The 10,976-nt window shown below is 64.3% G+C and carries 8 protein-coding genes; 1 reads left to right on the top strand and 7 read right to left on the bottom strand.

Annotated features, from left to right (window positions below; genetic code table 11):
- Positions 1 to 378: 378 nt before the first annotated feature.
- The 6 genes from NKK50_RS30310 to NKK50_RS30285 all read right to left on the bottom strand — a co-directional run bounded on the left by NKK50_RS30310 (position 379) and on the right by NKK50_RS30285 (position 8,749).
- Positions 379 to 795: a DOPA 4,5-dioxygenase family protein gene (locus NKK50_RS30310; protein ID WP_023690511.1), complete on the bottom strand. Its 417-nt coding sequence runs from the start codon at positions 793 to 795 to the stop codon at positions 379 to 381.
- Between the two features lie 351 nt (positions 796 to 1,146).
- On the bottom strand, positions 1,147 to 1,305 hold the full coding sequence (locus tag NKK50_RS30305; RefSeq protein ID WP_023734747.1) for a DUF3309 family protein: 159 nt from the start codon (positions 1,303 to 1,305) through the stop codon (positions 1,147 to 1,149).
- Positions 1,306 to 1,401: 96 nt separating this feature from the next.
- Positions 1,402 to 4,566, bottom strand: coding sequence for an efflux RND transporter permease subunit (locus tag NKK50_RS30300; protein WP_352544308.1), 3,165 nt, complete (start codon positions 4,564 to 4,566; stop codon positions 1,402 to 1,404).
- 65 nt (positions 4,567 to 4,631) lie between these two features.
- Complete coding sequence (locus NKK50_RS30295; protein ID WP_023708563.1) at positions 4,632 to 5,810, bottom strand: efflux RND transporter periplasmic adaptor subunit; 1,179 nt, start codon at positions 5,808 to 5,810, stop codon at positions 4,632 to 4,634.
- 518 nt (positions 5,811 to 6,328) lie between these two features.
- The gene (locus tag NKK50_RS30290) at positions 6,329 to 7,459 is read right to left on the bottom strand and encodes a patatin-like phospholipase family protein (RefSeq protein WP_023727617.1); all 1,131 of its coding nucleotides are present in this window, start codon (positions 7,457 to 7,459) and stop codon (positions 6,329 to 6,331) included.
- Between the two features lie 201 nt (positions 7,460 to 7,660).
- Positions 7,661 to 8,749, bottom strand: a complete 1,089-nt coding sequence (locus tag NKK50_RS30285; protein WP_023731815.1) for a citrate synthase/methylcitrate synthase — start codon at positions 8,747 to 8,749, stop codon at positions 7,661 to 7,663.
- 93 nt (positions 8,750 to 8,842) lie between these two features.
- Here NKK50_RS30285 and NKK50_RS30280 point away from each other — a divergent pair, with 93 nt between their 5' ends.
- Entirely contained in the window at positions 8,843 to 9,982 is a 1,140-nt protein-coding gene (locus NKK50_RS30280; RefSeq protein ID WP_352544307.1) for a citrate/2-methylcitrate synthase, read from the top strand.
- Here the strand turns inward: NKK50_RS30280 and ftrA are convergent.
- Positions 9,979 to 10,971: a transcriptional regulator FtrA gene (gene ftrA / locus NKK50_RS30275; protein WP_023745739.1), complete on the bottom strand. Its 993-nt coding sequence runs from the start codon at positions 10,969 to 10,971 to the stop codon at positions 9,979 to 9,981. The two genes, NKK50_RS30280 and ftrA, sit on opposite strands and share 4 nt — an antisense overlap.
- Between the last annotated feature and the right edge of the window lie 5 nt (positions 10,972 to 10,976).

Below are 10,976 nucleotides of genomic sequence, written 5' to 3'. Positions count from 1 at the left end.
AGCCGAAACGAAGAGCTTCGTCAGGCACGCACCCAGTCACCAGTGAGTTGCCCTGTCCCTCGTGCGGAGCGCCAGTTGCTCCGTACGAACGGGTGCGCCCGACCCTGCGGGAACGAGTGCCGGCTGCCTCCTCTATTGCAATCTTTGCCTATTCGGCGACCCCGCCTCGGCGTACCGGCGACCAAGGAGAACTCTCCCTTGCCATCAATTGATGGTCCATCGCTCCAACGGCCCCGCGCTGGTTCGGCACCTTCGACGAAGCAATGATGAAGGCATAGGATACGGCTTGAGGCGCAAAGCGGCCTGTCATGCATGCCTCAGCTAGGCTACTGGCGAACGCGTCTCCAAGGCCAAGTCTCTACTTTGCAGAACGCCTCCCTACGCCCCCAGCGTCGGCTCCGTGTTCACCTCCAGCGCCTCTTCCGCTTCATCCTCTTCACCCAGCACCTCGCCATGAACCCCCAGCGGCCGCCCGATCCAGATCGGATCGACCAGATGGTCGCGCTTGGGGTTGGTGGTGTTGGGGTGGATGAGGATGCTGAGGCCGCCGTGGTTCAGCATCAGCCAGGGGACCAGCGTGGCGAAAATCTCGGTGGCGAAGGAGACCTGGTACATGGCCTGTTCGTGCGGGCCGACCGGCTCGTCGCGCCAGTTGCCCAGGCGCACGCGGAAGCGTTCGCCGATGCGCAGGCGCAGCCATTCGGCGTGCTGCCGCTCGGCTTGCCCGTCATAGTAGATGTGGGCGTGATAGCTGGCGATCTCGGCGAGAGGCCTTGGCGGGTTGGCGGTGTTCACCTTGATGGCTCCCTCGGTGATTGTTGTGCGGGCAGCGTATACGCAAGGGAGCGGGGTGGCCAAGGGGGGCACAGCGTGTGCTCGTCATCTCGATTTCGGGCCAATCGCATATGGAGCTCCCCCACTCCGTCTCGGCTTCGCCGAGCCACCTCTACCCCCACATTCGTGGGGGAGAGGAAATGCTAACCGCCGAGGTCGTGGCCTTGAAAAGCTTGGCATTTCCTCACCCCCATGGACATGGGGGGAGAGGTGGCCGCGCAGCGGCCGGAGTGGGGGCGGGCGCCGCCGTATGCCTATTGCAAGCACTTCATCGGGCGAGGAAACGCTGATCGCAGAGGTCTCTTGCCCCGATCAAACCCTGCCCATCAGCACCAGGATCAGCAGCACCACCAGCACAATGCCGACGATGCCCGATGGCCCATAACCCCAGGAGCGCGAGTGTGGCCAGGCCGGTACGGCGCCGATCAGGATCAGGACTAGAACGATGATGAGGATGGTGCTGACGGTCATTAAGAGTCCCTCGCCTTGCTGGTCGGATACGAGGGGACAATGCAACAGGCCGCCCGGTTGTTCCGGACGGCCTTTCGTCTGACTGGTCGAATGCAGCTATTCCGCGGCTTTCGGGAAGGCGATTGCCGGCTCATCGAGCGGACCCGGCCCTGTGGACGCATCCCTTTTCTTTTCGCGGCCGAACAGCCGGCGGAAGAAGGCATAGAAGCGGCTGTTCTTGCTGCGCGTGAAGATCATCAGCATCGACGGCGTCACCACCAGCGTCAGCAGCGTGGCGAACGACAGGCCGAAGACGATGGCCGAGGACAGCGAAATCCACCATTGCGTCGACGGCGCGTTGATCGTCGTCTCGTGATGGAAGATTTCAAGGCCGAGGCCAAAGGCGATCGGCAGCACGCCGAGGATGGCCGAGACCGCCGTCAGCACGACCGGGCGGGCACGTTCGCGGCAGGTCTGCAGCACCGCCTCCATCTTGTCCCAGCCCTCTTCGCGCAGCCGGTCATAGGTGTCGATGAGCACGATGTTGTTGTTCACCACCACGCCGGCCAGCGCGATGACGCCGATGCCCGACATGACGATGCCGAAGGCTTCGCCGGTCAGCAGCAGCCCCAGGAACACACCGATCGTCGCCATGACCACGCAGGACAGCACCAGAAGCACGCTGGTGAACTTGTTGAACTGCATCAAGAGCACCAAGAAGATCAGGAAGATCGCCGCACCGAAGGCTTTGCCGAGGAAGGCGCTGGCTTCGGCGCTGTCCTCGTTCGACCCCGCCAGCTTCCAGCGTATGCCGTTGTCGAGCTTCATGTCGGTGACCGCCTTGGTCACCTCCGCCTGCACCGCCGCGACCTGCGTGCCGGCGGCGACGTTGGCCTGGACGACCACGGTGCGGGCGCCATCGATGCGGTTGAGGATGCCGACGGTCGGCTCCGGCTTGCGCACGACGAAGTTGGAGATCGGCACCGAGCCTTGCGCGGTCTGCACCCTGAGCTCATCGAGCGTCGACAGCGTGCGCCGGTCTTCGGGCAGGCGCAGGCGGATATCGACAGCATCGTCGGCGCCGGCGGGCCGGTACTCGGACAGCTTCAAGCCATTGGTCACCAATTGCACCACGGTGCCGACCGCGGTCGGGCTGATGCCGTACTGCGCCGCCTTGGCGCGGTCGACCTCGAGCGCCCAGTCGACGCCGGGCGGCGGCAGGCCGTCGGAAACGTCGATGACGCCGGGCACCTTGGCGATGCGCGCCGCGACCGCACGGGCCTGGTCGTCAAGCCCTTTTGGATCGATGGCCGAAAGCCGGAGCTGGACCGCCTTGCCTGTGGGAGGACCGGCCTCCGGCACGCGCACTTCGACATCGACGCCGGGAATGCCGGCCATGACGGTGCGCAGCTCATCCAGGATATTGTTCGCCGATTTGCGCTCGCGCCAGTCGATGAACTCATACTGGATGACGCCGACGACGTCCTCCGGCACGTCCTGTCCGCCGCCCTGCGTCTTGCCGACGCGGGTATAGACCGATTTGACGCCAGGCCAGCCAAGCAGCCGGTTTTCGGCGATCCTGGTTGCCGTATCCATTTCGGCCAGCGAGAGATTGCCGCGGGCATGCACATAGAGCAGGCCGTAATCGGGCTCGACGCTGGGGAAGAACTCGACGCCGGCGCCATATTTCGAATAGGCGAAGCCGACGCCGGTCAGCAAGACGGCGGTGAGCACCAGCACAGTAATGGGGAAGCGCACCGCCTGCTTGACCAGCGCCATGTACCAGCCGTCGCGATTGTGTTCCTCGTGATGCTCCGGCGCCTTGGCGAAAAGCGCGCCCAGCGTCGGCGCGAACACCAGCGCATAAAGCATCGAGGCCGACAGCGTGACGATCAGCGTGATCGGCATGTATTTCATGAAGTCGCCGATGATGCCGGGCCAGAACAGCAGCGGCGAAAATGCCGCGATGCGCGTCATCGTCGCGGCGATGACGGGGCCGGCCATGCGCTTGGCGGCCAGCGTGAAGGCTTCCGCCTTCGGCATGCCTTCGCCCATGCGCCGTTCGGCGAATTCGGTTACGATGATGGCGTCGTCGACCAGCATGCCGACCGCCAGGATAAGGCTGAACAGCACGATCATGTTGATCGTGTAGCCCATCATGGCAAGCAGCAGGATGCCGATCAGGAACGATGACGGAATGGCAAGCCCGATCAGCAGCGAGGCGCGGCCCGACAGCGCATAAAGGATGACGATGAACACCAGGATGACGGCGATCATCACGTGGTTCTGCAGGTCGCCCAGCAGCTGGTTGACGAAGACAGACTTGTCCTGCGTGTAGGTGATGTTCATGCCTTCCGGCATCGTCTTGACGTAGGCCTCGGACACTTCCCGCACCTTGGCCAGCGTGTCGATCAGGTTGGCGCCGATGCGCTTCTTGACTTCGATGGCGATGGCCGGCTTACCGTTGAGGCGGGTGATGGTCTCGGCGTCGGCGAAGGTCGAACGCACCGTGGCGATGTCCTTCGCCTGCACGACGGCATTGGGGCCGGCGACCACCGGCAAGGACGCGACATCCTCTGGTGTTTCGATCAGCGACGGCACCTTGACCGCGTATTTGCCTTCCGAACCCTCGATATTGCCGGCGGCGACCAGGCTGTTGGAAGCGCCGACCGCGCCGATCAGTTGGTCGAGCTGCAGGCCGTAGGAGGACAGCTTCATCGGGTCGATGACGACTTCGACAAGATCGTCGCGCGCGCCTTGTATGGTGCCCTCAAGAACGCCCGGTACTTCCTCGATGCGGTCGCGCAGTTCGCGCGCCGCCGCCGTAAGCACACGCTCGGGCACATCGCCGGACAGCGTGACGACCAGGACGGGAAACTCGGAAATGTTGACCTCGGTAACAACCGGTTCTTCTGCCGCTTGGGGAAGGTCAGCCTTCGCGTCCTGAACCTTCGAGCGTGTATCAGTCACCGCGGTGTCGACTTTTATAGACGGCAGAAACTCAAGGAAGACAAAGGCACCGCCCTGATAGGCGGATGATTTCATCTCCTTTAACCCCTTGAGACTCTTAAGCTTTGCCTCCAGAGGCCTAAGCAGAAGTCTTTCAGCGTCTTCGGGCGCGATGCCTTGATAGGCAACATTTATATAAACATAAGGGGTAGGAACGTCGGGTTCCGCTTCCTTCGGTGTCGACTGATAGGCGACCCAGCCCGCCAGCAGCAGGAAGACCAGCACCGCAATGGTCAGCCGGGCATTGTTGATCGCGAGTTTGACGATATCCATGGCCTGTTCTCAAGATTTCAGGAGCCGCATGGCGGCCGGTTGTCCCCGCCCGGGGCCACCCGGCGCTACTGCGTTGTCGCTTCGCCCAACAGTTTCTGGATGGTCGCCTGGTCGGCCTCGACCGGCTTGACGACGTCCCCTTCCTTGACGAGCTCCTGGCCGGCGACGATGACGCGGGCATCGGCGGGAATGCCGCCAAGCACGAGGCCCTTCGGCGAGTCGTCAACGAGGTCGATCGGGAAGAACACCACCTTGTTGTCCTTGTCGACGGCACGGATGCCGAGATCGCCCTTGTCGCCCAGCGTCACCACGGAGCGCGGCAACATGACGGCATCGGTCGGCTGCGCGCTGAGCGAAATCTCGGCCGTCATGCCCGCCGGCACGGAGCCATCGGCATTGGGCACGGCGATCTCGACGCGGAAGGTTCGGGTGGCCGACGAGGCGTCGCGGCTGATGTAGCGCACCGTGCCTTCGACGGTCTGGCCGCTGACCAGCCGGACAGTGGCCTTGTCGCCGAGCTTGAGATAGCCGAGGTCGCGTTCGCTGACTTCGCCGCGCGCAATCACCGGATCGAGCTTGAGGATGGTTGCCACCTCGCCGCCCTGCATGACGGAACTGCCGAGCTCCACCGGCACCCGGTCGATGACGCCGTCGAAGGGCGCCTTGACCAGATTGCGGTCGAGCTCGGCCTGCGCCGTTTCCAGCTGCGACTGCGCAGCGGTCAGGTTCGAACGCGCCGTGTCGAGCTGCAGCTTCGGCAGATTGCCGGTCTTCATGAGCCGCAGCGATGCGTCGAGTTCAGCCTGGCGCTGCACGACGAGCTGCTTGGCATTGTCGACCATCGAGATCTTTTCTTCCGCCGCAAGCATCAGCACCAGATCGCCGGTCTTGACGTGATCGCCCTGCTTGACCGGCAGCTTTTCGATGACGCCGGCGACACGCGTCGCCAGCACGGCGCGCTTGTCGGCCTCGGTCAGCCCGGAAATGCGGATGGCGCGGGCATAGGTCTTGCGCGGCGGCGTCACCACCGCGACGGTGCGCAGCGGCGCCTTCGGTTCGGCCTCGGCCGCCTTGGCTGCATCCGGTGCCTTGGCCTGATCGCCCGGCTTGGCCTGATCGCCTGCCTTGCCAGCACCTTCGACAGCGGCGCTGCCGACGGACGAGAACGCGCCTGTTCCCATCCAGGCGGCGAAGCCGATGAGCACGACAATAGCGGCAAGCTTGTGAAACCTGATCTTCGGCATCATTGTTTTTCCACTGCGGGGTTCGGCCAAGTCGTTATCCAACAGGAGTCCGTCGTCTAACAGCTACCGTGTCTTCCAACTCGGGCGCGTCGCCGATATGGGTGCGCGCCAGGCCGTGTTCAATTTGCCGTGAACGGCGAAGCCGCGCTTCTACATCAAAGTTGCATCGCAATACAGTCGAAAGTTGCAGGAACAGTGTGCCAGGCGATGTAGTGTGGCCAACGGGAAACGGTTTTGTCAGCGCCCCGTCAGGCGGCGGAACCACAGTCTCGGAACCATACGGATGTTGGAGGCGCTTTGTTTTCAAGGCGTTTTGAGCACTTACATTCCCCTGTACCCGCACTAGTTTTGACGCTCAAATGTGGGCGCGCGCTGCGTCGTCGCGACTTGGATGGCAGTAGGCGTCAGTATGATTTTGTATACCGTCACACGCAACGATTGTTCCGGGACGGAAAGTCATCGGCGCTACTCCGATTTTCCGAACACTTCGCTGATCGTCTTGATCGATCCGGGCGGACTCAGGCCCGCCGGCGTTCCGCCTCCGGCTTCTTGCGGGCGGCTAGAAATTCCTTCACCCGCCGTCCCGGTGCCGGCCCGCGCACCGGTTTGAAGCCGTCATCGAGTTCGCCGGAAAGATCGAGCGTCGGCCGCTTGCCGACGGCGTCGTAATTCTCCTCCAGCCAGTCGCTCGCCGCTATGCGGCCAAGGTCGCGCAAATAGGTCAAAAAAGCCCATTCGGCGTTGACCTTGGATGACGCCGACAGATCCTTGAACGCTTCGTCGGCATCGATGCGGTGCATGCGGATGTCGCGGTATTCGCCAGGCGGCAGCCGGCCGGCGGCGATCAGCTCCTTGACGAAGGCGATCGAGCGGAATTCGTTCAGCAGCCCGGCATTGAAGGTGATCTCGTCGATGCGGTTCTGGATTTCGTTGGCGCTTTTCGGCGTGCCCTCGCGCACCACCGGATTGATCTGCACCAGCAGCACATCCTCCGTCGCCGCCGTCTTGAAGAACGGAAACAGCGCCGGATTGCCGCCATAGCCGCCATCCCAATAGGGCACGCCCTTGATCTCGACGGCGCGGAACAATTGCGGCAGGCAGGCCGAGGCCATCACCGTGTCGAGGTCGATCTCGCCGTCGGAAAAGACGCGCAGCTGGCCGGTCTCGACATTGGTCGCCGAAATGAACAGCTCCATCGACTTGCAGGCGTGAACATTTTTGAAATCGATCTCCTGCTCGACCACGTCGCGCAGCGGGTTCAAGCCCAGCGGATTGGCGACATAGGGCGAAAACACTCGGGACATGGTGTCGAAGAAGAAATAGCCGGGCGTGTTCTCGATCGACCAGTTGCCCCAGGCGACGTCCCACGGCATGCGCTGCACCGGGCTGAAGCGGCCCTTGGCCGCCACCGCGCGCCAGAAGTCGTCGAGCTTTTGCCGTGCACCCTCGACGCCGCCGCGCACAAAACCATCGGCCAGCGCCACCGCATTCATCGCGCCGGCGCTGGTGCCGGACACGGCTGAAATGTCGAGCCTGCCATCCTCCAGCAGCCGGTCGAGTACACCCCAGGAGAAAGCCCCGTGCGAGCCGCCGCCCTGCAGCGCGATGTTGATCTTCTTCGTTTCCTCCGCCTTGCCGTTTTTGGTCATGGCGTTCCTGTTCGGTTTGGTCGCTGCTGCCTCATTCCGCCCGGAAATCGGGCGGGTTCGACGGCAGCGGACTTATATTGCAGTGCAGCATATAAGGGATGACCAAGGCAAGAACACGAACACGGTCGCGTGATCACATGAAATTTCGGTCATGAAGAAAGCCCCGCTTTGAAGGGGCTGCTCCACCGAAACAGGCGGGCCTCAGGCCACGAGGTCCGGCACCGGCCCGACATAGCGCGACTGTGGACGGATCAGCCGCCCCGTCGTCTGCTGTTCGCGCGCATGCGCGATCCAGCCGGCGACACGTCCGGCGGCAAAGACATTGCTGAACGCCTGTGGCGGAAAGCCAGCCGCCTCAAGCACAAGCGCTGTGTAAAACTCGACATTGGTCTGCAGCGAGCGCTGCGGCTTGGCGATCCGCAGCACTTCGAGCGCCGTGTGCTCGACCTGTTCGGCGAAGGCCAGGCGGCGGCCGGCTTCACCCTCGCTGCCGAGCTGCCGCACGACGGCTTTCAGTACATCGGCGCGCGGATCGCGCACGCGGTAGATACGATGGCCGAAACCCATGATGCGCTCGCCATGCGCGACCTTCTCGCGCAGCCAACCGGCCGCGTCGCCATGCGCCTGGATTGCATCGAGCATCTCGATCACCGGGCCGGGCGCGCCGCCGTGCAGCGGCCCCTTGAGCGCGCCGAGCCCGGCCAGCACCGACGATGTCAGCCCTGCCAGCGTCGATGCGACGACGCGGGTGGCAAAGGTCGAGGCGTTGAGGCCGTGATCGCACACGGTCACCAGATAGGTGTCGAGTGCCCTTGCCAGCGCCGGCGACGGGACGGATCCCTCGAGCATCCTCAGCATGTCGGCGGCATGATCGGCCTTGGCGTCAGGTGCGGTCGGCTGCTCGCCGCGCGCCAGCCGCAGCAGAGCCGGCGTCAGCACGGCGGGCGCCGCGATCAGCCGCAAGGCGTCCGTCAGCGTCTCGCCATCCGGCAGCAGCGCCATGCCGGCGCGCATGGCGCTATAGATCTCAAGCGGTGCGAGCAGCGGCAGCGAGGGCGCAAGCCGCTCGAACACCTCGACGCGAGCCTTGCCCAGCCTCGCTGCCAGTTCGGCATCGCCGGGAAGGCCGTCGAAGAAGCCGTCGAGCAACAGGCGAACCACTTGCGCATAGCGCCAGCGTCCCGCCAATTCCGGCAGCGAATGACCGCGGATCGTCAGGCGGCCGCCAAGGCCATCGACATCGGAGAGCACGGTCTCCGCCGCCACCACATCATCGAGCCCGTTCGCCATATCTCATCTCCTTGCAGCTTTTCTGCATGGGAGATAAGGGTTAGGCTGCGCCTCGATCAATCTTGATCAATATAATCAATGTATGGGCTGAAAATGTCCGAATGGCTGTCGCGGGAAGAGGCGCTGGAAAGGCTCAAGGTCCGGCCGCAGACGCTCTACGCCTATGTCAGCCGTGGCCGCATCGGCATGCGGCCGGATGAGAGCGACCCGCGCCGCAGCCAGTACCGCGCCGACGACATCGCCGCACTGGCGACCCGCCGGGCGCGCGGCCGCAGTCCGTCGGCCATCGCCGAAAGTGCGATTGCCTGGGGCGAACCCTCGATTATCACCGCGATTTCGACTGTGCTGCACGGTCGACTGATCTATCGAGGGCAAGACGCCGTTGCGCTCTCCAAAGCGGCGACGCTGGAGGAAACCGCTGCTGTGCTCTGGGCCTCGCCTGAACCGGTGGCTTTCAAAGCTCCGTCATCTGAAGCGCCTCATCCAGTCGGCCGCGCCTCGGCCTTTGCGCAGCTTGCCATGCTTGCAGGCCACGGGCGGCCTTCGCTAGGACGCAGCGCCGCCTCGCTGTGCACCGAGGCCGCGCGCACAGTCGGAGCGCTGGCGCAGTCGCTGGGCGCCGAAACCGGCACAGCGCCCGTCCATAAGCGCCTGGCGCAGGGCTGGTCGGTGGATGATGCCGGCGCGGAAGCGATCCGCTGCGCCCTCGTCCTGCTCGCCGATCATGAACTCAACGCATCGACCTTCGCCGCCCGCGTCGCAGCGTCCACAGGCGCCTCGCCTGCCGCATGCCTGCTGGCCGGCCTGGCAACGCTGTCCGGTCCGCGCCACGGTGGCGCCGGCGAAGCGGTGATGCAACTGGCTGAAGATGCAGCAGCCCACGGCGCGGATGCGGCGATCCGGCGCTGGCTCGGCCATGATCGGCCCTTGCCGGCGTTCGGCCATCCGCTCTATCCCGACGGCGATCCCCGTGCCACCGCACTTCTGGAAGTCATCCCTGTCGACGAGACGCTGCAACAGCTGCAAAAAGGCGCCATGGCGGCGGCCGGTGCCCAGCCCAACATCGACTTCGCCCTGGCCGCACTAACGCGCGGCCTTGGCTTGCCGCGCGATAAACCGTTCAGTTTGTTCGCGCTTGGACGCAGCGTCGGCTGGGCCGCGCATATGGTCGAACAGATTGCGAGCGGCAGCATCATCAGGCCGCGTGGCCGCTATGAGGGACGCGTGACTTAAGCCGACCTGGCCGTGTTCTCGAACCGCGCACGGTACGCGACGGGCGTCGTGGCGAACTGCTGACGAAAATGATGCCGCAGCGTGCCTGCCGCGCCAAAGCCGGCGGTCTCGGCAATCCGTTCGATCGGCATGGCGGTGTCTTCCAGTAGCGTGCGCGCCCGCGAAAGCCGTTCCGACAGCAGCCAGCGCGCCGGCGTGACGCCGGTCGCGGCCGCGAACCGGCGCAGGAATGTCCGCTCGCTCATCCCGGCAAGCTCGGCCAAGATGGCGACGGGATAGTCGGCAGAAATATCGGCGCGCATCCTGTCGATCAACGGTCCAAGCCGGCTGCGCTCATGTGGCTCGGGAACGGAACTCTCGACATACTGCGCCTGGCCGCCGTCGCGATGTGGCGGCACGACCAGACGGCGCGCCACCATGTTTGCAGCCTTGGTGCCGAAGTCGCGCCGAACCAGATGCAGGCAGAGGTCGATGCCTGCGGCACTGCCTGCCGATGTCAGCACATTGCCCTCATCGATGTACAAAACGTCCGGAATCACGGTGATGTCGGGGTACATCTCCGTCAGCTTCTCGCTGTAGCGCCAGTGCGTCGTCGCTCTTTTGCCCGCAAGCAGGCCGGCCGCCGCAAGCACGAACACGCCCGAACAGATCGAAAGAATGCGAGCGCCGCGCTCGCTCGCCTTCCGCAGCGCCTCGATCAGCGCCGGCGGCACCGGAGCCTCCGTTCCGCGCCATCCCGGTACGATCACCGTGCCGGCCTGGCCGATCAGATCGATCCCGCCGTCGGCAACAATACGCACGCCGCCCAGCGCGCGCATTTCACCGCCATCGATCCCGGCAACGGCAAAACGGTACCAATCCTCACCCATTTCCGGCCGGGGCAAGGCGAAGATCTCAACCGCCACGCCAAACTCGAACGTGCACAGCCCGTCATAGGCAACGGCAACGACAAGAGGGTTGGCAGGGCGCGGATTCGCAGAGGATGGCATGATCT

It is taken from the genome of Mesorhizobium sp. M0001 (assembly GCF_040324255.1).
Classification (GTDB): Bacteria; Pseudomonadota; Alphaproteobacteria; order Rhizobiales; family Rhizobiaceae; genus Mesorhizobium.
Note: the sequence above shows the minus strand (reverse complement) of the source record. Positions and strands in the feature narration are given on the sequence as shown.

Bases quoted from the DNA above. Each gene is read 5' to 3' on its own strand.
- NKK50_RS30295 (WP_023708563.1), bottom strand. From the start codon at position 5,810: ATGCCGAAGATCAGGTTTCACAAGCTTGCCGCTATTGTCGTGCTCATC.
- ftrA (WP_023745739.1), bottom strand. From the start codon at position 10,971: ATGCCATCCTCTGCGAATCCGCGCCCTGCCAACCCTCTTGTCGTTGCC.
- NKK50_RS30285 (WP_023731815.1), bottom strand. From the start codon at position 8,749: ATGGCGAACGGGCTCGATGATGTGGTGGCGGCGGAGACCGTGCTCTCC.
- NKK50_RS30290 (WP_023727617.1), bottom strand. From the start codon at position 7,459: ATGACCAAAAACGGCAAGGCGGAGGAAACGAAGAAGATCAACATCGCG.
- NKK50_RS30300 (WP_352544308.1), bottom strand. From the start codon at position 4,566: ATGGATATCGTCAAACTCGCGATCAACAATGCCCGGCTGACCATTGCG.
- NKK50_RS30305 (WP_023734747.1), bottom strand. From the start codon at position 1,305: ATGACCGTCAGCACCATCCTCATCATCGTTCTAGTCCTGATCCTGATC.
- NKK50_RS30280 (WP_352544307.1), top strand. From the start codon at position 8,843: ATGTCCGAATGGCTGTCGCGGGAAGAGGCGCTGGAAAGGCTCAAGGTC.